This window comes from Pseudobutyrivibrio xylanivorans (assembly GCF_008935055.1).
In the GTDB taxonomy this organism is placed as follows: domain Bacteria; phylum Bacillota; class Clostridia; order Lachnospirales; family Lachnospiraceae; genus Pseudobutyrivibrio; species Pseudobutyrivibrio xylanivorans_A.
On the sequence record NZ_CP043028.1, the window covers coordinates 506,064 to 528,372 of the forward strand.

Here is a 22,309-nt window from a genome sequence, read left to right on the forward strand (position 1 = left end):
TTCTGGGCAGATACACTGTAAATCAAGCAAATGAAAGATTAGGTTTGTGCGAAGCACGTTTATTAAAGGCAACACCGTCAGGTGTTGTTTCCTTTTTACAGCTTTCCATTCAACATAAACAATAGCTGCTTACTATTTTGAACACTCATGCTTGAATGAATTGCCTCTGAATATTTACCGTATTCTCGCAATAGCTGACTTCTCTTGTTTTTTTCTGATGCCAGGACATCATTAGCAGTCAATATAACTTCTTTTGCCCCCGCTGCCATCGGCAGTTCTTCTTTTTGGAATTTTGCAAGTTCAAGCATGTCTTCATCGTTATAATAATACTCACGCAGACGAGCCATCTGATTTGCTCCATGTTTACTCCAACCCATCGCTTGCGTACTCATTCTACTAGATAACACATGATATACATGCCCTTCTGCCGAACAAGCCAACACTCCTTCATGTTTTCTTAAGCGATATTTAGCTGCCATCCAATTTGAACTTATGTAATCAGCTGATGCCGATATTTTTGCAAGTATATTTTCTGAGGAAGTGTATTCTTTTAATCTATCAACCAGTTTTAGAAAATCAGCATTTGTTTTGCTTCTTATCGTTTTATATATTTCAATCCTTACATCATCTTTAGAATCCTTCATGTGTGAAATCATTCTAGAAACATGCTCTGATATATGAAATTCATCTAATACAAATGTTACATTGGCTAAACCTCTATATCCAGTTTTTATCCATGCTCCTCCGTCAGCATTTATATATATTTTCTTTATTTTTTCTACATCATATGTTGCCTCTACATAATCAAAAACTTCCTTCCATAACTCTTTATTGTCCTGTTCATCTCCACGACAAAAATAGTGTGTTCCAACAAGTCTATTTCGTTTACTTCTCGGTGCTTCAGGCTCTATTCCTTCAAATACGTAGATAATCTTATTAATAGAACCATTTAGCTTTCTGCCATAATCGTTGTACTCCAAATCACCACGCACATCCTTAAACTGGAGATGATAGTGATCCTCATCTGCATCTATATATAAATAATCCACTTCCTTTTTAATTTCGGGAATCTGGAAATTCTTTGGGAATTTTGTTTTATGAAGCAGATTTTTTACAGTTGTTTTAGTAACCCCTTCAGGAATAGATGCTACCTCACCAGCCTTCCGATATGAAGTCTGAACAGCTTCACTATAAATGTTCGCCATAACGTCTTCTGTCATCTGCTGATTATCGCCTAGACCAATCAACTTATCTAACAGATAGCATAATTCTTCCTTCTCATCTGAATTAGTGTTCTTTGAAACGTATAGTGCTCTTGTAAAAGTAACTCTTCCAAGAGTTGTAAGAACCTGTCTCGCATCAGCTTTATGTTCAACATTCCATAGGCGTTTTCTCTTTGGTAATTCCTTTAGAAGTATATCCATTTCCTGCAACACAGATTGAATAAATAATCGTCCTAACTCATCTGTTTCCTTCTTAGTTGCAATGACCAATTCAGCTAAAGACTGTGGATTCTTATAAAAATCAATCTTAGCATCATATAAATTTGTGATGAAAACATCTGCGAAATACTTTATAATTTCTTCCATAAAAAGAACATCCTCCCTTGTTTTATTGTTTTCGCAAATCAATAATTTATCACAAAAGAGGATGTTCTTTTTTTATTTGTTTAATTTTCCGATAAAAATTTTACTCTAGCTAAAATATTACTGTCGCACTGTATATTTTCTTGGGCGATTACCTTCCTAGTTCACCCAAGAAAATATATCTCCCTTAGATTGCTCAATTAAAAATAGCGGGGAACTTCCCCGCCAAAGATGGCCCTGGGTCTCTCGACCAGCCCAAATGATATATCTACATGATAACATAAACTATTAGCAGTATATACACTAGATTTAATCAAACGTCGGAATAAATTTCTGGTAGTCTAGAACAGTAGTGATTATACCCAACCACCTAAAGGAGCTCTCAGTAAAACAAACAAAAACAGACCACCAATACCAATAAATATTATTTTTATTATAATCTTCAAAAAACGTATTATCGCATTATCAGTTTCTTTTATTTTTATAGTCAATCCTATTGCAAGTATTATGATAAAGAAAAGAAACACTAATATCATAATTGCAAATTCAGACATAGCAATCCTCCTTAAATATTGATGGGCAATTATATATCCTCTTAATCAGCTTAATAGCATTCTATCAATGATTTGTGTATTTTTTAGGATTAGATTTTTTGATTTACACCATTTACAGCTGGATGTACTTTTCTGCAAACAGGACATCTTTTTCCACTCAATAGATTTGTAGGCGTTATATCCCATGTATTATTACATTTTAAACATCGAACCTTTAATTTTGTTTTTGCATTTACATATTTTCCTAGTACTTCGACGTTAATATTCTTATTTTTTATCTCAGATAAAAACTCCTCGTGAGTTTTTCTTTTATTGCCTGCACATTTGGGGCATCCAAATCCTAACAATAGACTTGAAGCCTCAGGATTCCACACAAAGCCACATTTTTTGCATCTAACACTTATGTTATCACTAGATTTCGTATATTCTCCAATAACTTCTATATTTTCGTTGACATTATAAAGCTCCTGAATAAAAGATTCAGTACTTTTCCTCCTAGTGTTAGCTTGGGCTTCTCTACCACATTTTGAACAGCCTATTCCATTAAGAATTGTATATGGAAGAGTATGTGAAATTGTATTACATCGTTTACATTTTACTTTTATTTTGGTCCTATTGTTTTGATATTTACCAAGAATAATAAGATTTGGATTTTTATCTTCAACAATACGTTTGAATTCCTCGGTAGATATTCTTTGAGATTTGGCTATCCTTTCTTGTCTACATATTTTACATCCACTTCCTCGCAGTAAAGAACCAGGTGTTGTTTCCCATATAACACCATGTTTCTTACACATAGCTTTAATAGGGGTATGGTTGCCAACATAATCTCCCAACAATTTAATATTTGGATTTTTTTCCTCTAATTCTCTAAGCAATTGTTCATGAGATTTTCGCTGCTTTTCACTTCTTCGTTTTATAGCACATTTAGGACAGCCTAATCCACGTAGAATACTTGCTGGAATAACATCCCAATTATGACCGCAAATGAGACATTTTGCTCTTACCTTTGTTAACATATCCTTGTAGTCAGTAAGGATTTTTACAGGGATATCTCTGCGCTCTATCATTTCATTTAGCCTATCTTTTGTTAAAGTGCTTGCATTTGTGCGAGCTTCTTCGCATATATTATAAAAATCTTTATCTGATAAGGAATATGTTACACCCAAAGCATCACATAGTTTTATTAGCACATCCTTAACTAATCCTATATTTTCCTTTCTTCCAAAATTTGCAGTATATTTCCATACATTATTCGTTTGTTCATCTTTTTCGCATGCATCAAATATCTCAATAAGTTTTATATTTTTTGCGTTGCATCGTTTTATTTTTTCTATATCCTTTTCAGTTTTATTCTTATGCCAAGGCCATGCACCATATTCTACAGCCCATTTTTGAGAAGGTGAATAAATGTCAAGTTCTAAGTCAATAGCTGTTCTGTCTCTAGATAATAAATTTTCGTCACATATTTGCATAAGGGATAGGAAAAATATTTGTTCAACAAACGATGTGCCCGTATGTGCACATCTAGGACAGCCCGATCCTCTTTTTAAGCTTGAAGGAAGAACCATCCATTGATTTTGACAAATAGAACATCTGGCTAAAACTTTAGTATTGGAATTAACATATTTGCCAATAACCTCTACATTAGGATTATTTTCTTTTAGCTTATTAATGTAATCTGTTGCATTAACTCGATGTTTTAATCCTCTGGCAGCATAACTGCATTTAGGGCAACCTCTACCTTTTAATAAATTTGTTGGAGTTGCCTCCCATATATGACCACAATTTACACATTTAACAGAGATTTTATTTCGTGCACCTGTATATTTTCCAATTACCAGTATATTTTGTGTAACATTTGCTAATTTTTCTATGAATTCTTCCTGCGTAATTATTTTCATCAGCTAACCCCTCAGCTATTAACTTTCTCTAATAAATATTATAATAAAAATAGTTCTAAAATATGAACACATAATATGTGTAGCTCTGGCACTCTGTGACAGATCGAGGGGATTGGGGCGTTTCCCCAACAAGCTATTTGCAAATCCTGTACAGGTTTGCCTTGCTTGCCACTACCCCAAATTCATCGAAAGCGTGTAGAGGTGTTGTAGGGGTGTTGTAGGGGTGTTGTAGGGTTTTTGTAAGATTCTTGTATGGTTTTTGTACCTTTTTTCCATTTTCCGAATAAGCTATTGTAGAATCAGTTAAAAAGTTTGAAAGGCAGCGAGAAATTCGCTGTCTTTTTTCTGTGCGCACATTCAAATCACAAGAAAAGGAGAAAATGATAATTGAACATTTTTCAAGAAGTCAAATATGTATGTGTTAATCATACTAAATCAGGCTTAAAAGAAGGCAATCGTACGCAGCCTTTATCTGATAAGGCTGTTGCTGTTTTAAAGGCTCAGCGTCGTACAAATCCCTTTGAAGAGTATGTATTCCTTTACAAGGCAGCACCACTTGTATCAAACACTATCAATCATCATTTGATGAGGATATGTGAACGAGCAGATGTGCCTTACATGTCTAGCCACAAGATAAGATTCTGGTCGGTAACTAACATGTATGCTAATGGAATGCAGCAAGCTGACATTCAGCGTATGGCGGGACATGCTGATCCAGCAACTACAGACCACTATAAGAGAGTATCACGCCTTGGTGATATCGACACTAATAGTTGGAATGAGATGTTTGGGTAAGCAAAAAAGAGTAAAAAAATAAGGGCTATAAGCCCAGAACAACGAATGTACCCTTATTGTACCCCTGTTTTTGCAAAATAAAAAACTCACAAATGCGATAAAATCAACATTTGTGAGCCTTTTCACCAGAGCGCGAGACGGGACTCGAACCCGCGACCTCCACCTTGGCAAGGTGGCGCTCCACCAACTGAGCCACTCGCGCATAACTGTTATTTATTTTGTTTTTGTGTTCCTCAGAACAATAGCTATTCTATAGGAACTATAAGCATAAGTCAAGGGATTTTCTAAAGTTGCAAAGCTCTAAAAAATCCCTTTGATTTTCAGAATATTCTATTAGTTTTTAGGGCTATCATATTCGATAGAAATCAGGCTATCACCATCAAAAATAAAGACAAGCTTTGTTCCATTTTTCTCGTATGTCATAGCCCCTGTAGCCTCAGAAGTTGGTTCGCCGTAGGCAGCAATAATATCATCCCTTGAACTAGAGAGATCAATACCTTCAGCTGTAGCAACATTATCAGTTCTAAGTAGCACATAAAGAATTAAATCTTTATCTCCATCAGGGTATGTCTGAATCTCAAAATCATTGTAGGTATATAGCTTTCCAATACCGTCCGCTGCGCAGCTAGGTGACTCAAAATAACTCTTTGGTTCGCCAAGTTTTTCAATTACAGGAGCAGCATCAGTATCAACAGCGATATTTGTACTATCATAGGTGAAAGTGTATCCTCCAGAAGAAGACTCACTGCTTGAAGCTGTCTGAGTTGCATTTCCTTCAATAACTTTTGTATCAGAAGATTCTCCACCACAAGCTGCCAAAGAAAGCGCCATTGCGCACACTAATCCTAATGCTAAAATCTTATTTTTCATAATAATTATTCCTCCAATATTATTGTATAGTTGGGTATTTACTTGGGTCATAATTATGCGTATTTTTATGCGCATTAGAATATGCCCATAAATCAGCATCATGCCAATAGAATATCAAAGTACCGTCCAACTGTAAATTAGGATCATAGTGATACCAACCTTCGCCAACGTCAATAAGCAACCAATAATGACCACGGGTATCACGAATTTTCTCAATCTCCATATTCTTGATACCAAGTCGATTTAACATGACCTCGGCAGTTTTCTGTTTTACGGTACAATCTCCAACATGATAGTACATACCCTTGTACGCTGCTGAAAGAACATCGTCTATTCCTGCCGTTTCTGAATAAGTAATATTGTTAACCACCCAATCAAATACTGCTCTAGCCTGCTGTAGTTGAGTCATTCCATCAGTAATGATGTCAGCAAGAATTTTGTCAGCCATCTCATTTACTGTCTCCTGAGTAGCCTCGGTTATTTTGGCAGACACAATCTTTACTGAAGTAGTCTTTTTTGCTACATTTCCTGCGGCATCTGTTGCGATATAAGTAAGACTATAAGTACCTCTCTTATCAACATTCACAGCGCTGCTGTCAACCTCTAGCGTCGGCTCATCATCATGGTCGTCAGTTACCTCTATGTTTTTCTTATAAGAAACAGTATCGCCCTGGGCAATTGTAAGTGGTTCAACTCCTGTAATTTCCGGTGGCGTAACATCATCTATAACTTTGCACGGGATAGACTTTATGGTCTCATTTCCCGATGTATCAGCCACAACAATTTCTATATCAAAATTGCCTTCAGAAGAAAAATCATAAGGCTCTTTAAAATCTATAGTACAGTTGGTTACATCAAAAATACTCTCCACAAGTTCAGCTGCTGTTGGCGCAGGCGCCGTTGTGTACATTTCAATGGAGTCTTTTGTCAAAGACACCTCAGGAGCCGTAGTGTCTTGCACATGAAGTACTGTATCAAATGACTTCTCGCCAAAAATTGGCAATGTAGCTATTATAGTAAGCTTGTAGTCGCCAGGCACGCGAGAATCGAAAGAAGACTCATCTGAGAATTTTGCTGAAGAATTATCCTTTTTCAAAAACTCTGATACATCGCACTCTGAGGTGCCCGCTTCAACAAAAACTTCTTTATAAACAAGATCTGACTGTTCTTCGTAATATAGATACAGTCCGACACAAGCCGCAATTATCGTTATCATAAGAACTGCAAGCGCCAATAATATTTTTTTCTTCATATAGTTTTCCTTCAGTTTATTTTAAGATAAGAATATTCGAGCAATAACGACTAGTCCAAGAGCTACCTACATACACAAGATATTCATCATAATCAATATAATAACATTTTCCCCAACTTGAAACCTCTATCATTCTTTCATGCAATCTTGTTTGCGACTCATCCTCGATTATGCCAGTAATCGTAACATAGTGATTATTAGTTGAAATACCGTTGAAAACGAAGCCTCCATCTGTTGTTCTGGTGTATAACTTAATCTGATTTTTTGGAGAATATAGTGACCAGATTACAGGAAAATCTTTGTAAAGCATTTCCTTTATTTTAAAATACATATTTTTGTGTCCGCAGAATCCATTCCATCTAAAACGTAACTGCGAATCAAAAATTTTCATTCGTTTGTTAAGATAACGGGACATTTGTATAGGAATAATACCTATAGCCACAGGATTATTATCGTATTTACGAATCTGAAATTCTCGTAAGAAGAATTTTGCGAAGCGAGTCTCCCTTAAGAACTGTTCAATATAACAACGATAGTCATCAATAGATATGATCGATACACCAGATAAATATAGCACCGTATCTACGGAAGATATCACACCACACCCTTGCGCTTTTATATTTTTAAGGCCATCATCTGTGAACCACTCCTGACTGCCTCCAAAGGATGCTTTTAGCCCATTTCCGCTAACTTGTATGAAGTTTTCTCTAAGGGTAATTTGCTCCATTTAGCCTTTCCTTTTTAACCTTATCTTTACAAATCATAACACTAAATAAAATTTGTAACAATAATTGTAAAATTTTTCTTGACTTATTTCGATTCATCCCTTAGAATAACATTTGTCGTCAGGAACGACACATAAAAATGCGCGAGTGGCTCAGTTGGTGGAGCGCCACCTTGCCAAGGTGGAGGTCGCGGGTTCGAGTCCCGTCTCGCGCTCTTTGTATTTAGCTCAGAAATGTTGAGAAATCAATATTTCTGAGCTTTTTTGTTATCATCTAATCATTTACAAAGTGGGTACAATAAGGGTACATCAACAATTTGAAATCTCACCATTCCTTTTTCTAACAATCTTAGCAATCTCATAGTGCTTTCACCAAATCATTTCGTAGAGAATTTGGTTTTACTCCATCACTATTAAAACTAATGCAGATAGAAGTAGAGAGCATAGGAGGTAATGCCATGGAAAAAATATTTATTAAGAATATGCCAATTGCTCGTGAGATAGGACATCAATAATTGATTGATGAATTAAATGATTTATCACTGAAGTATAGCTAAGGGGCGTAATCTATTATTGAATCTAACCACTAATGATGTTATATTATAGATTAAGAAAGCACCCACTCCAAAGTGGATGCTCACGAGTTGAAACTATTTAAATGCTCATTAAGAGCACAGCCTCTCCCGTTTGCCGACAGGAGAGGCATTTTTATTTGCGCTTACTATTTCTCTTGTCGAGAAAGTTTAGCAACGCGAGGAGAAAACTACAAGCCGTGAAAGGCAATGCTAGGATACCTAGCATTATCATTATGATTTCGTAATCGCTCACTGGCGCCACCTCCCTTCCGTTAGTATCTAATTGCTCAGATACCATATAGGCTCGGGAGACTACCACCCTGTCATGGGTACTTTCAGTGCAGATAAACCGCATGAATAAATATAGCACAAATGTTCTATTTTCACAATCTAACCTTCTAAGTTTCTTAGTACTTTTATGAGTACATTTCCAAACACCAGTAAAGTACAAAACAACTTAATAAAGAGGGGTACAAATCGGGTACAAATAAAAATGACAGTCCCGCAAACCTCCTATTTACTAGTGTTTTCGAACACACCCAATATTCGAGGTCTCGCGCTCTTTTAATGCAAAAAAGCTCCAGTAGAAAGCATCTGCTAACTACTGGAGCTTTATAATTCTTCTAATTCCTTATGAGTACAATCTCTTTACGTTACCTTCAACAACATCAAAAGCTGTAATCTTGAACTCACCCTTCAGGAAGTTCTCAAGCTGTCCGTGTGTATTGATTGCCTTTCCATTTACAAGGATGATAAATGGCTTCTGTCCATCCTCGTTAAGAGTCATTCTATAATCGACTCTGTCCATGGCATATTCGATTCCCATCTCATATGATGAAAAATAAGCACTTGTATTTCCAAGAGTATGGTCTGAAGTAATCCAATATTCTTCAACCAAATTAATATTTGGCTCGATCATGCTCATCTTAACGAATTTCTCTTCGCTCTCTTCACGAAGTAATTTATATTCCTTATTAAGTGTTGTAAGTTCCATCTTTACCTCCGAAACTATGCAAACAATTAACTCTCACAAAATCAAAAAAACTTTAACACGGTACACGTTATAAGTCAACAATTGTTTTGTGAATTAATTGTGTTTTGTAACACAACTTCGTCTCCATAGTCCCTTAACAGGCACAGTAAGGAAAATTGCCTTCAAAACATTGTCAGCTATCATGCAGCACCATACATAAATCAGACCCATCCCAAAGAAATGTATGCCAATAAATGTGGACAGAATACGCACCAGCCACATGCCTCCGCACTCAATAATGAATGGATATTTAGTCATACCAAGGCCGTAATAAATGCCTTCAGAAATGATGTAAAGACCAAAGAATGGCTCATTAAACGCTACCATCTTCAGTACTGTTGTACCAATGGATATAACCTCTGGGTCGTTTGTGAAAAAGCTCATGAGTGGTTCTGCAAAAATAAAAAGCAACATTCCACTAAGTGTCATTATGCCAAGAGTTGCTATTATACTACTCCTACAAACCGCCCTATACTTCTCGTAATTCTGCTCACCATAGGAAATGCCAACCATTGTATTAGCAGCAGATTTAAAGCCGTATCCGCCAATATAAAACAGTTCTTCTGCCCCAACGGCAATACTATGGGCGGCAAACATGATGGTTCCCATATGAGAAACCAGCCCCGCAAAAACCACGTAGCCTGAGGTTGATGCCACATTTATAAGAAGCACTGGAATTGCCAGCCTCCACATACGATTCACTATCTCACCATCTACAGAGAAGAAACTGCCCTCCAGCTTAAACTCTGGATGTCTAAGAAATACCACAAGGGTCATAACGCCGCTAAATACCGCTGAAATACAGGTAGCATAAGCTGCTCCATCCACTCCAAGTCCAAGGCTATAGATAAAGATATAATCCAGCACAACGTTCAAGATATTTGCACCAACACCAATATACATAGGTGTCTTGGTATCTTTTGTAGCTCGAATAGCTGACGCCAACACTATGTTGACAGATTTAAAAACTATCGGCACTGAAATCCAAAAGAAATACCGTGTAGCCGCAGGGGATACCTCTGCGGAAGCTCCCATCCAGCCTGCCACAAATGGACATACTCCAAGACAGATAGCTTCTAAAACTACACCCACTCCTACCGCAAATATCAAACTTGTTCTTGCAACCTGAGAAATCTTGTGATGTTCTCCTGCACCTATTGCCTGGGCAATCTGGGTCATTGCTCCTACGCCGAAGGCAACAGGAATGCTTCCGATTAACCAGGTAATAGTGGTAGAGGTTGAAACAGCTGCTGTAGCATTGGCTCCAAGACGCCCTACCATGGCAGTATCCACATACTGCATCAGAACAGACAGAATCTGCTCCAGCATCGTAGGCAAAGCCACCACAACAACCGAAAGAAAAATATTTTTAGTCCTACCGCTCATTCGCTAAAATCTCTCCTATGAAATAAAGGGATCCGAATACAATTATCTTATTATCATAGGCCTTGGCCTCTTCCAGCGCCAGTGAATAATCCTCGCAAGCCTTAGAATCCATACCACTCTCCGAAAGAACACGTGCAAGCTCAGATGCCTGAAGAGCCCTATCAGAATCCACTGTCACTGTAAAAATTCGTTCCACAGCAGGGCGAATTATATCCGCCATCTCCACATAATCCTTATCTGCCATTACTGCCATTATAAATGAAAACTTTTCCTTTGGAAATTCTGCTGTCAAACTGTCATATAGAGCCTTCACTCCTGAAGGATTATGTGCTCCATCAATTAAAATGTATGGATTTTCTGAAATGATTTGCATCCTTCCAGGCCATACAGCTTTTGCAAGGCCATTTGCAATCGTCTGATTATCCACATAAAGAGAAAGACTCTTCACTACTTCAACAGCAACTGCCGCATTATTTCGCTGATATTCACCAAATAGTCCGAGCTTTTGAGATTTATCCACAGCTCCTGCCTGTATTAATTCACAATCCAACGCTCCACACTTAGCAGAAATTACGTTAAATGCCTCCTCTTCCATCTGCCCTATCACAACTGGGACTCCAGGCTTTATTATTCCCGCTTTCTCTCCAGCGATGGCAGCTAAAGTATTTCCAAGATACTGAGTGTGTTCCAAACCTATTGATGTAATAGCACTTACCTCTGGCACCTGCGCCAATCCATTAGTCGAATCCTTAGCCCCTCCCAGTCCCGTTTCAAGGACAATGTAATCAACCTGCTGCTCCTTGAAGTAAACAAGCGCCATAGCAAGCCAATAATCAAACATAGTAGGCTCAAGCTCCAGTTTCATTTCAAGAAGCTGTTCACCAATTCGAGTTACATCCTCCCTTGAAATCTGCTTGCCATCAATCTGAATTCTCTCAGTATATTCAATAAGATGCGGCGATGTAAACAACCCCACCTTAAAAGGCTTTGCATACGAAAAAGAAGCAGCCTGTAAGATGCTACTCACAAAAGCTGCTACTGAACCCTTGCCGTTGGTTCCAGCAATGTGAATGATGTGCTTTCCCATTTCAGGATGCCCCAAAGCCTCCATAAATTCCATAGTCACATCACGCCCACATGCCTTACCAAATCGGCGTTTATTATCTATTGTATTAACTACATTTTCATATGTCATATTGAAAAAACTATACGACCAAAATAACTCCACCATCATTTGCGTACATGGTGCTGACACCTCTCATGTCCACAATAAAGATTTCCTTAAAGTTGGCCAACGACTCCATTTTTTTCTTTAATGATAGAGCACGTTCTGGACAGTTGCAATGGGAAATCGCAAGAATTTTATCCTCGCAATTGGTGGTAACATCCATAACACACTTTGTCATCTTGTCGATAGTGTGATTCATTCCACGGCCCTTTGCAAGCTGCTGAATGTATCCTGTATCTGTCGAGCCCATAACTGGCTTGATATTGAGTGTATCAGCAATAACAGCCTTAAGTCCTGAAAGGCGTCCAGACTTTCTGAAGGTCTCGAGAGTCTCAAGAACGAAAAAGGTATGCTGACTTTCTATGTAGGCATCTACAGCCTCGATAACCTGTTCAAAGCTCATACCTGCATTCTCACACTCTGCAATCTTCATAGCGATAAGTGTCTCGCCAATTGAAGCTGATTTTGAATTAAAAACATGAATATTCTTAGAATCGTCCTCTTCCTCGTACAAATCCTTTCCGAGGCAGGCGCTATTGTATGAACCAGAAAGCTCTGCAGAAAGAGTTACAACATAAATATTATCCGCATCGCATTCCATCTCTACCATATATGCATTAGGCGATGGGCAAGCTGATTTTGGCGCATTTGGGCTCTCAGCTACCTTCTTAATGAAGCTGGCCTGATCAAATGACTCATCGTCAATAATATGCTCACCATCAATCTCAAGAGTAAGGGGTACATTGACAAAATGGCCGTCCGCCTTCATCTCCTCTGTGAGTTCGCCACAACTGTCTAATATAATTTTGTACATGGTAATCCTCCAATTCGTTACTATAAGGGAATTATAGCACTAGGGTCTTGCCACGTAAATAGTTTTTATTATTCCAAGATGTAGTTTTTAAAACCACATGTGTGTATTATTCATTTATCCACTGAATTGTAAGCACGTTAGCGTTCTCGTCTAGTAAATAATAGACAGTTTTTATACCCCTGCAATATTCAGAGATGTGATTATCATCTATAAAATACTGAATAACCTGGTTATAAATGTCAGAATTGCTAAATTTAAGGGATATCTCAGCTTCACCTGAGTCGTAAGACTCTGCAAGACGCTCCCCAATGGCATCTTCACCAAACCAGTCATAATACAATCCCTGATGAACATAATAATCATCCGCATTAGACAGACACTCAGGTACTTCAAAGTTCGATGTGATTACATGATTTTGGCTGATTGCCTCAGTGGTCATGGCCAGATACGCATAGTTCACGCGCTTTGCTGTATCGTTATTTCCATCCAAATATTTGCTATTGCCCCAGGTGATGTCCATGTAATAGTAGGCGCCATCCAGGTAAATTAAATTCCAGGCATGACTTTCTCCATTTGCCGTACCAGTGATAATTGTGCTTCTAATACCAAGCTTATCAAGCAGATACCACGCTGCATCCGCATAGCCTTGGCACACAGTTGACTGATATATAAATACGCTTAGGATATTCTGATTTTCCACACTGTCAGTATTATAATCAACTCGTTCAATAAGCGTCTCAAAAACATAAAGTGCTTTGTCAAAATCACTTGCATCCGCACTGATACCTGAGAGCCAATCTTCTGCTGTTGTCTCCACAGTAGCCTGATACACATCGCGCTGATCCTTTGTCATTGTATATTTAGGCTCGAACTCAAGACCCACAGTTTTGCCACCTGAGGTATAGGTATTATACTGATAACCATTCACCCAAAACAGGTCACCATAGTCAGCCATCACAGCTTCATAAGCTCTCTGCAAAACCTCATTATCCATTGTTGTCAAAGTAATCTTGTCGTTAAATTCGATTATGCAATTGTACACCTGGTCATATGCAAGCTGCTCTGCTTCATCAAGCTGCTGATAAGCATACCTATCATAAGACACGCTTTCCACTACAACCGGCTCCTCAAGCATCGGCTCTGCTACAGTCTCCTCATTCTTAAAGTCGTAGAGACCACAGCTAACAAAATAACATATTCCGCAGGTAATAAGTAATGATGAACTAATCCTTAAAAGTCTTGATACTATACTTCTCAAAAAAACCTCCTAAAATCTTAGAAAAAAAAGCAGCGTAATATGTAATTACGCTGCCTCTCCCCTTAATCATCTTTGTATTGCCTATAGCCTGTTTTTCATAACACAACCAAAGGTATCCCAAACTTATGATTAATTGAAATCTGATTAACGTACAACAGTTACGTTAACAGCCTGTGGTCCCTTTGCCCCATCAGTTACTTCATACTCAACTGTAGCGCCCTCTTCAAGAGTCTTGAAACCCTCTGAATTGATGCCACTGAAGTGAACGAATACATCGTTTCCAGCTTCGTCTGAGATAAATCCGTAGCCCTTTGAATTGTTGAACCACTTAACTGTACCTTTGCTCATGCTAAAGTACCTCCAATATATTACTTGCTGGGCTCCTGCCCAACTAGGAATAGTTTAACAGAACACTTCATCAAAGTAAAGGAATTGTCGATAATTTTTTGTACAATTTTTCCAATTCGTTACTTATTACAAGTGGTTTTTCAATGCATTTTTAACATATAACGGATTGTGCAGTTGTTCTAATTCACAGCAACCTTTTCAGGTATAAGACCGGCAGTACGCACAAGGATTCTAGGACCACCCTTTTTCTCAATATAGTCCTCTGTAATAATAACCTGACCGATGTTATCATCCTTTGGAATCTCATACATGATATCAAGCATGAACTCCTCAATAATAGAACGCAGACCTCTTGCTCCCAGCTTTTTATCAAGTGCTTTTCTAGCGATTGCATGAAGTGCGCCATCTTCAAATTCCAGCTTAACCTCATCCAATTCAAGAAGCTTTGCATATTGCTTAATAATTGCATTCTTTGGTTCACGAAGAATACGCACAAGCATATCTTCATCAAGCATTTCTGTTGCAAATACAATAGGAAGTCGTCCGATAAACTCTGGAATCATTCCAAACTCACGCAGGTCCTCAACAGTTACCTTCTGAAGGATGTTCTTGTCATCATCGTACTTATCCTTCAAATCTGCCATAAAGCCCATTGATGAATGCTTGTTAAGTCTTGCCTTTATGATTTCGTCCATTGCAGGGAAAGCTCCGCCACAGATGAACAGAATATTTCTGGTATTAATTGTAGTGGTTGGTACCATCGCATTTTTGCTTGAGGCTCCAATTGGAACCTCAACGTCAGCGCCCTCCAGTAGCTTCAACATACCCTGCTGAACAGATTCACCGCTAACATCACGCTGATTTGTATTTTTCTTCTTAGCAAGCTTATCAATCTCATCGATGAAGATAATGCCCTGCTGGCAACGCTCTACATCATTTCCTGCAGCTGCAAGCAGCTTGCTGACAACCGACTCAATATCATCACCGATATAGCCCGCCTCAGTAAGAGATGTGGCATCTGTGATTGCAAGAGGCACATCAAGAAGTTTCGCAAGAGTGCGAACCAGATAGGTCTTACCAGAACCTGTAGGTCCAAGCATAAGCATATTCGACTTTTCGATTTCGATATCGTCCATTGTGCCTGTAGCCACACGTTTGTAGTGATTGTAAACTGCTACCGACATAACCTTCTTTGCATAATCCTGTCCTACAACATACTCATCAAGCATTGCCTTTATCTTGTGTGGAGGAATGATATTGTTGATATCGATAGCTGGTGCTGGTCTGTCTTCAGCTGCCTTCTGATTTGCTGCACCGTGAGCATTTTTAACCTTTGGTCCCTCGCCAAAAAGGCTTCCAAGATTAAGAAAGCTGATGTTTGGCATCTTATTCATATCGATATTACTCTTTGAATTGTCGCCGCCACCGAAACCAAAGCTGCTCATAGAATCAAAGGTGCGCTGCATACAATCGTTGCACACACCCATTCCTGGAGCCATTTTTATAAGTGGGCCACAGATATTATCTGGTCTGTGACACATATAGCAAAATTCTGTTGGCTTTTTATCATCATTATTGTTATCAGAGTGCGCATCATTTTCAGCCTCCCCTGATACCTTTTCTATAACCTCGTCTGAAGTGTCTGACCCTGTTGTATCTGTATCATTTGGGTCAAACTCTCTAAAATCCTGATCTGACATATTAATCTCCTTACCCTTCTATACAATTATTTCTCATAGAATTCGAAGACCTCACTGTAATACTCCTGAATGATGTCGTCGCTTGCATTGAAAATCTCATGTTTCGAATCCTCAAAGCGTCTCAGCTGACAGTTAGCAGCCCGCCTGCAAAACTCAACCTGCTCCTCAGGCATTACCAGTGTATCTAACGATGCTTGCATTAGTATAACAGGTATTTTCACCAAATGGGCGTTTTTAAGAATTTTTTTAGAAACATTAAAAGCCTCACGTGCCCAACTCAGGCTGGCACCGTTTGAACGATAATGTGGCTCCCGCTCTCGCTCATCAAAGATAAAGTTGTATCTTGCCTTTGATATAGTTGAGCAATGTGGATATTTATAGGAATGATCATAATCGTGATGACCTGGCAAATATTTCTGCGCTAAAAACGGGATATACGAAACTACGCAAACAAGTCGAATTACCAAATTGGAAATTGTTCCCGTACTAAGCTTTATCATAGGTGATGTGAGAACAGCCTTTTCAAAAATCTCTGGGTGCTCCTCAAGATAAAGCGCCCCGATGCCTCCTCCCATGGAATGAGCAAACAAATAAAGATGCTCTGTCAGGCTTTCAGGAATAACCACTTTTTCAATGAACAGATGGAAATCCTGAACGTAATCCTCAAAATGCTTCACATAAACCTTGGAATAGCCTGTAACTAGTCTGTCTGAGAATCCATGTCCCTGGTGTTCCATAATAAATACCGAATATCCCATATTATAGAAATAATAAATAACCTCGGTATACTTCGGAATAAACTCACAGTATCCATGAGAGATAACGATTGAAGCCTTCTCCTGAGGATTTATCAGAAACTGATAATGGAGCTTCAACCCATTTTTATTTTCGATATACCCATCTTTAGTTTTCTCTTTAAGCAAAGGCAGGATTTTGCCCTTCACATCATTAGCAAAATCCTGTTCTTTAATAATTAAATCTTCAATTGATTTCATAATAGCCTCTTTGAAAAATAAGTCTACGCCTGCTTGCTTCTCACTATTTCAAGTGCTACATCTGGATAATTTGTGATAATTGCATCCAGTCCCATATCACACGCCAAGCTCATGTATTGTCTTGAATTGACTGTCCAAGTGTTGATTTTCAAACCAAGCTCGTGAGCCCGCTCAACAAAATTCGGATATTGAACATTATACAGTGCTGGGTGAAGTGCTTCAACACCGTGCTCCTTACCATATTCAGGCATGTTAAGTGTGCCATCCATATATAGGAAACCGGTATGTGCTTCTGGATCCAATTCTTTGATTCTCATAATTGAGTAATGATTAAATGAAGAATAAATAACTCTATCCTCCATTCCATATTCCTTGGTCATGGCAAGAATATCTTCTTCCAGTCCCTCATAAAAAACTACACCGTTTTTAAGCTCGATATTGATAGTGAGGTTTGTTGGTTTGATAAGCTCAAACACCTCACGCATCGTTGGAATATCTGCATGCTCGCACTCTGGATGTGTAACGTTGTAGTTGAATCGACGAAGCTCCTCTAATGTGGCATCCTTTACATCTCCCTTGCCGTTTGAGGTTCTGTCGATTTTCTCATCGTGGATAACTACCAACTGGCCATCCCTTGTCTTGTGAACATCCAGTTCAATTCCGTCGGCGCCCATTTCAATTGCCTTGGCAAATGCAGGCAAAGTATTCTCTGGAAGATATCCACTTGCTCCTCTATGAGCCCAAACCAAAGGTCTATTCATCTTTTCACCTCACATATCTTCAAAAGCTTCAAGGCCCTTTTTCGCCTCGAATCCTGTGTCGCCATGCTTTACAAACGTCATCGTGATAAATGCTATTATTGCAAAAAAAGCTGCATAAGGAAACAGTATAAGATAGCTGATATTTGACATAAGCCATCCAGCTAAAATCGGTGTAACAATCTGAGCAGCCATTGAAAATGTGTAGTAATAGCCTGTGAACTTTCCACTGTCAGACTCCCTGCACATTTCAAGAACCATTGGAAGAGAATTTACATTGATAAATGCCCAACCCATTCCAAGCATTGCGAAAAGTGCATAGAGCACCGGAGAAAAGCTTGGGTGTAACAATGTAACAAGAAATCCTCCAAGGAAGCTCAGAGCCATACAGGCAACGCCGAGGAGAATTGTGGTCTTCCTGCCAATCTTTGAAGCGATCATACCTGATGGAATAAAAAATACAATTGCACCAGCTGAAGCTGTAAGCATACAAACTGACGCTTCTCCCAGCGCCATTCCCCACATTCTGACCGCATAGGTTGTGAACCAGGTCTCCATGCCGTTGTATGCGATAAACCAAAGAGAAACAGAAATCAAAAGAAAGGTAAGGGAACGCTTTACTTCCTTTGGAAGTACCTCATTTCCGCATTCATCCTCTACCGCAAGATTCTCCTCTGGATGAATAAGCTCATAATTTTCAACCTGCTTACTCAAAGAGATCTCGTCTATTTTTGTCATGACAATACAGAGTGAAACAAGCATAATGCCTGCCACCACTGCAAAAATCAACATGTAATTAACGTGTGGTAAGTCCTTTGTCTTGGACGCTGGATAGAAAACAGCAGCAACTCCAAGATAAAGAATTCCGCCAAGAGCTCCCATTAGATTGATGATGGCGTTTGCTCTGGAGCGTAGTGGCTTGATTGTGCAATCTGCGACCAGCGCAACCGTTGGGCTGCGGTAGGTTCCCATTGCAACAAGAAGCGCACCGAGAATTCCAATAAACAGAATCTCTTTGCTCTGAGTTGGATTTGCATAATAGCTATTATCCACTATTGGAAGCAACAGCATAAGAATAACTGCCGCAATTGTTCCATACAGATAAAAAGGCTTGCGGCGCCCCATCTTACTCTTGCATTTGTCAGATATTGATCCAAAAAATGGAAGTAAAAACAACGCCAGCACATTATCCATAGCCATGATGACACCAGATAACGTCTCATTCAAATGAAAGGTGTTGGTGAGCACCAAAGGGATTATGGCGTTGTACATTTGCCAAAAGGCGCAGATGCTTAGGAAACCGAAGCCCATCTGCACAGTCTTCTTAACATCAAATTTCATAAACTATATCCCCCCAATATAGTCCGCCTGTTACACTCTCAAGCCTGATGATTTCTCCGCTCGACTACATGTCTCGCTTGAGAAATATCAGAGCTTGATAGCTACAGGCTCATCTAACTGCCAAGTAATTCAAATTAATCTTATTTACTCTGTGTATACAAGCATCTTGTCGCGGTGCTGTTCTACTACATTGTCGATGGCTGGAATGGCACCCTTGAGTGCGTACTCAATCTGTGTGATTTCGTGTGCAATAGGATTGAGCTGCTGATAAATAGCCTCCATGTGCACCTTCATGTCTTCCTTGCTGTAGTCCTGTGGGAACTCAAGCACAACAAGGTGACGTACATTCTTTGTCTCCTCCTCAATCTTTGTGAGGAAGCTGATAGACTTAATCTCCTCAGTTGCCTTGCCGTACTCTACGAGCTTCTCACGAATAGCTGCATTCTCCTCTGACTCCTTTGGAACACCAAGAAGAATCTTCTGCCCAGCTGGAATCTTCTGTTCCTGAACATTTCCTGGTGTGCCTTCCTTTGGACCAAACTCTGCCTTGTAGCCTGCAGTGCCTGTGATTGTATCAAGATATGGAATTGGCAATGTGCAAGGTACTTTGTTGAAAGGATTGATTGCGATACCTGCATATGCATCACCGCGCTTTAACATAGCATAAACATCCTGGAATGAAAGAATCTGTGTGTGAATTCTCTCGCCATCCTTTGCAAGACCTTCCCAACGCTTAAGAGCTGTCCAGTCTGTGAAAAGAGGAAGCACCATGTTGTCCTTACCCTCAGGTGTGCCTGCAAGCTTGATTGAAGACTTGAGCATGTAGAAGCCAATCTTTGTGTCCTTCTTGATAACCGCAACGCCCTGCTCATTAATCTCTGGTGGTGTATCCATCTTGATTGGAGTGAGGAAACGAGCGTGGCTTACCCAGTAAGCAACTGCTGCATGGAACACATTGTCGTCGCCGTGAGCTGCCATGCCGTTGATAATTCCAGCAAGCTCTGGATTCTCAACAGAAACCTTTGGATTAAACTGTGCCTGTGGCTGAATGTTTGTAACGATAGCGTACTTTCTGACATTTGCATCGTCTGGAAGTGTAAGCTGAAGAGAAACAGTTGTGTCCTCAGCTGAATCTACGATTGTGCCGCGACCATCGATAGTTGCCTCGATAGCCTGAACCTCACACTCGATAGGCTTCACAGCCGCCATGCAAACATAGACCTTATCTCCCTTAACAATCTTTCCAAAAAGCTGACCAGTAATGATACTTCCATTACCATCGAGCATTGATGTAACGCCCTCTATAAGTACGGAAAATCTTCTTCCTTCATCAACATTTGCTGTTACATCAGTGTCCGCAACAGTGATGTTGTCCGCATTTTTCTTCTTGTCAAATAAACCCATAACAAATTCTCCTAGTTCGTTTAAATATAGTAGGTTTATTATAGCCTACTTGCCTCAGAAAAAAAACACCACTGCCCTTTTATTTATTACACGCTGTCTCTTTTTTCTCAAAAATAATTATCTGTCGGTCTTTTTGTTTGGCATAGATACTGCTATAATGAAAAAAGTTAAAAATTTTTAATAGTTTCTTACCAAATAGGGAGGTCATTATGAGCGACAAAAAAGGATTTGTATCAGAATTTAAAGATTTCATTATGCGTGGAAACGTAATGGATATGGCAGTCGGTGTTATCGTCGGCGGTGCTTTCACAGCAATCGTAACATCACTCAATGAGGATATCCTCACACCAATTCTTGGTGTATTTGGAGGCACAGATTTTTCTGAGCTTAAGGTTACACTTGGTAGCGGCGAATTAGCTCCTACACTTACCTACGGTAATTTCATTACAGCAATCATTAACTTCCTCATTACAGCACTTGTAATTTTCTGTATCATCAAAGGTCTTAACCGTGCTACTGAAAGAGCAACTGCTCTCGTAAAGAAAAATAAGGAAGAAGCCGAAGCAGCTGCACCTACCGAAAAGGATTGCCCATACTGCTACAGCAAGATTAATATCAAAGCTACTCGCTGTCCTCATTGTACAGCTCAGCTATAATTCATAGCTGTCGTAGGAGGATATTGAAAAATAAAAGCCGCAGTTACGGCTTTCTCAAACAAACAACAAGAGCCACAGTAGGCATCAAGCTACTATGGCTCAGTTTTTTTCATTATTTAAATATCCGTCAGCGGTGCAATCTGCTCCAGCACATGGTTCATATCCTCAAACATAAAGCCTTTTTGGGTGATCTTGACTTTGATGTCCTCAATATCGTTGGATACAGTGTCAAAGTAACTGCGGGAATCTGAAATATTGTCAGAGATATCATTGATTGATGACTCGCAGTTTTCAAATACGATTGCCATCTGCTCACTCTGTTCAGTAACCTCATCAGCAACAGTCTTAATCTGACCTACAACCTCCTGGGTTTCCACAACACGTTCATGAGAAGTCTCAATAGCTTCCTTTGTATGTCCAACGGATTCTACCAGACGATTATTATTCTCATCCAATTCCTTCATACTATCATAGATAGAAGCAACCACACTCTGAATCTCGGTTGAAAGATTTGTTACCTCGTCAGCAACAACAGCGAAGCCACGTCCAGCTTCACCTGCACGGGCTGCCTCAATTGATGCATTAAGAGCCAGCAGGTTTGTCTGTTTAGCGAAGCCACCAATCTGCTCAACCTTTTCACGAATGTCATCAAAGCTCTTCTGGAAGGCCTCAAACACTTCCTCAACCTCTTTAATTGTATCAGCAACAGCACCTGAACTCTGGTCAACCTTCTCCATACCATTGTGGGAATCATCAGCTGTTACAACCAGCTTCTTTACAATGTCATCAAAGGCTTTTGTGATTTCTTCAATAGTTCTGAACTGCTCCTTGAAGCCGCTTACAGAATCAGAAATGTTGGAATATTTATCCTCAACAACTGAGAACGAATCTCTGATTGTCTCGATACCAGAAATTGTATTAGCCTCCTCTGTCTGCAGCTTATTCTTCTGCTCAATTGAGAAACGGCCAACCTCTTTGATTGCCTTCATTCTGCTCTTTAAATCAACTTTATTCTCCTGTGCATGAGAAGCTTCAACAACTTTCTCCTCAGCAGCTTTCTTTCTTCCGAAAAATCCCATACCCAATACCTCCAAGAGTTTCCTATATGCTTCAAACAATGGTCAAAAT

The 22,309-nt window shown here is 39.2% G+C and carries 20 protein-coding genes and 2 tRNA genes; 3 read left to right on the plus strand and 19 right to left on the minus strand.

The window, feature by feature from the left end; translation table 11 throughout:
* Positions 1-95: 95 nt before the first annotated feature.
* The 3 genes from FXF36_RS02280 to FXF36_RS02290 form a co-directional block, all read right to left on the minus strand.
* Positions 96-1,589: an ISLre2 family transposase gene (locus tag FXF36_RS02280; RefSeq protein ID WP_151622274.1), complete on the minus strand. Its 1,494-nt coding sequence runs from the start codon at positions 1,587-1,589 to the stop codon at positions 96-98.
* Positions 1,590-1,942: 353 nt separating this feature from the next.
* Positions 1,943-2,140 (minus strand): hypothetical protein, encoded by a 198-nt coding sequence (locus tag FXF36_RS02285; RefSeq protein ID WP_151622275.1) that lies wholly within the window; start codon positions 2,138-2,140, stop codon positions 1,943-1,945.
* Between the two features lie 89 nt (positions 2,141-2,229).
* Entirely contained in the window at positions 2,230-4,044 is a 1,815-nt protein-coding gene (locus FXF36_RS02290; RefSeq protein ID WP_151622276.1) for a DUF723 domain-containing protein, read from the minus strand.
* Positions 4,045-4,431: 387 nt separating this feature from the next.
* On the opposite strand from FXF36_RS02290, the gene FXF36_RS02295 reads away from it, so the two are divergent.
* A complete protein-coding gene (locus tag FXF36_RS02295) occupies positions 4,432-4,839 on the plus strand; it encodes a tyrosine-type recombinase/integrase (RefSeq protein ID WP_151622277.1) in 408 nt (135 codons plus the stop codon).
* A gap of 129 nt (positions 4,840-4,968) precedes the next feature.
* Here FXF36_RS02295 and FXF36_RS02300 read toward each other — a convergent pair.
* From FXF36_RS02300 to FXF36_RS02315, 4 genes are all read right to left on the minus strand, one after another.
* Positions 4,969-5,041 (minus strand) — tRNA-Gly (locus tag FXF36_RS02300).
* A gap of 131 nt (positions 5,042-5,172) precedes the next feature.
* On the minus strand, positions 5,173-5,709 hold the full coding sequence (locus tag FXF36_RS02305) for a hypothetical protein (RefSeq protein ID WP_151622278.1): 537 nt from the start codon (positions 5,707-5,709) through the stop codon (positions 5,173-5,175).
* Positions 5,710-5,728: 19 nt separating this feature from the next.
* Positions 5,729-6,961, minus strand: coding sequence for a transglutaminase domain-containing protein (locus FXF36_RS02310; protein ID WP_151622279.1), 1,233 nt, complete (start codon positions 6,959-6,961; stop codon positions 5,729-5,731).
* A gap of 16 nt (positions 6,962-6,977) precedes the next feature.
* Positions 6,978-7,688: a hypothetical protein gene (locus tag FXF36_RS02315; protein WP_151622280.1), complete on the minus strand. Its 711-nt coding sequence runs from the start codon at positions 7,686-7,688 to the stop codon at positions 6,978-6,980.
* 139 nt (positions 7,689-7,827) lie between these two features.
* Here FXF36_RS02315 and FXF36_RS02320 point away from each other — a divergent pair.
* Positions 7,828-7,900, plus strand: a tRNA-Gly gene (locus tag FXF36_RS02320).
* Between the two features lie 991 nt (positions 7,901-8,891).
* Here FXF36_RS02320 and FXF36_RS02325 read toward each other — a convergent pair.
* From FXF36_RS02325 to FXF36_RS02375, 11 genes are all read right to left on the minus strand, one after another.
* Entirely contained in the window at positions 8,892-9,254 is a 363-nt protein-coding gene (locus FXF36_RS02325; RefSeq protein ID WP_151622281.1) for a hypothetical protein, read from the minus strand.
* A gap of 93 nt (positions 9,255-9,347) precedes the next feature.
* A complete protein-coding gene (locus tag FXF36_RS02330; protein WP_151622282.1) occupies positions 9,348-10,679 on the minus strand; it encodes an MATE family efflux transporter in 1,332 nt (443 codons plus the stop codon).
* Positions 10,669-11,874, minus strand: coding sequence for a bifunctional folylpolyglutamate synthase/dihydrofolate synthase (locus FXF36_RS02335; protein WP_167511259.1), 1,206 nt, complete (start codon positions 11,872-11,874; stop codon positions 10,669-10,671). Before FXF36_RS02335 ends, FXF36_RS02330 begins: the two co-directional genes overlap by 11 nt.
* Positions 11,875-11,884: 10 nt before the next feature.
* On the minus strand, positions 11,885-12,721 hold the full coding sequence (locus FXF36_RS02340) for a DegV family protein (protein WP_151622284.1): 837 nt from the start codon (positions 12,719-12,721) through the stop codon (positions 11,885-11,887).
* A 106-nt stretch (positions 12,722-12,827) separates the two neighbouring features.
* On the minus strand, positions 12,828-13,979 hold the full coding sequence (locus FXF36_RS02345) for a transglutaminase domain-containing protein (RefSeq protein WP_151622285.1): 1,152 nt from the start codon (positions 13,977-13,979) through the stop codon (positions 12,828-12,830).
* Positions 13,980-14,123: 144 nt separating this feature from the next.
* Complete coding sequence (locus FXF36_RS02350) at positions 14,124-14,327, minus strand: cold-shock protein (protein WP_028235478.1); 204 nt, start codon at positions 14,325-14,327, stop codon at positions 14,124-14,126.
* Positions 14,328-14,506: 179 nt separating this feature from the next.
* Positions 14,507-16,027: an ATP-dependent Clp protease ATP-binding subunit ClpX gene (gene clpX / locus FXF36_RS02355; RefSeq protein WP_151622286.1), complete on the minus strand. Its 1,521-nt coding sequence runs from the start codon at positions 16,025-16,027 to the stop codon at positions 14,507-14,509.
* A 26-nt stretch (positions 16,028-16,053) separates the two neighbouring features.
* Entirely contained in the window at positions 16,054-17,022 is a 969-nt protein-coding gene (locus tag FXF36_RS02360) for an alpha/beta fold hydrolase (protein WP_151622287.1), read from the minus strand.
* 23 nt (positions 17,023-17,045) lie between these two features.
* A complete protein-coding gene (locus tag FXF36_RS02365; RefSeq protein ID WP_151622288.1) occupies positions 17,046-17,783 on the minus strand; it encodes a glycerophosphodiester phosphodiesterase in 738 nt (245 codons plus the stop codon).
* Positions 17,784-17,792: 9 nt separating this feature from the next.
* Entirely contained in the window at positions 17,793-19,121 is a 1,329-nt protein-coding gene (locus FXF36_RS02370) for an MFS transporter (RefSeq protein ID WP_151622289.1), read from the minus strand.
* A gap of 144 nt (positions 19,122-19,265) precedes the next feature.
* The gene (locus FXF36_RS02375; RefSeq protein ID WP_151622290.1) at positions 19,266-20,525 is read right to left on the minus strand and encodes an SseB family protein; all 1,260 of its coding nucleotides are present in this window, start codon (positions 20,523-20,525) and stop codon (positions 19,266-19,268) included.
* 209 nt (positions 20,526-20,734) lie between these two features.
* Between FXF36_RS02375 and mscL the strand changes: the two genes are divergently transcribed.
* A complete protein-coding gene (gene mscL / locus FXF36_RS02380) occupies positions 20,735-21,181 on the plus strand; it encodes a large conductance mechanosensitive channel protein MscL (protein ID WP_151622291.1) in 447 nt (148 codons plus the stop codon).
* Positions 21,182-21,297: 116 nt separating this feature from the next.
* Here mscL and FXF36_RS16720 read toward each other — a convergent pair whose 3' ends face one another.
* Positions 21,298-22,260: a methyl-accepting chemotaxis protein gene (locus tag FXF36_RS16720; RefSeq protein ID WP_167511260.1), complete on the minus strand. Its 963-nt coding sequence runs from the start codon at positions 22,258-22,260 to the stop codon at positions 21,298-21,300.
* Positions 22,261-22,309 lie beyond the last annotated feature (49 nt).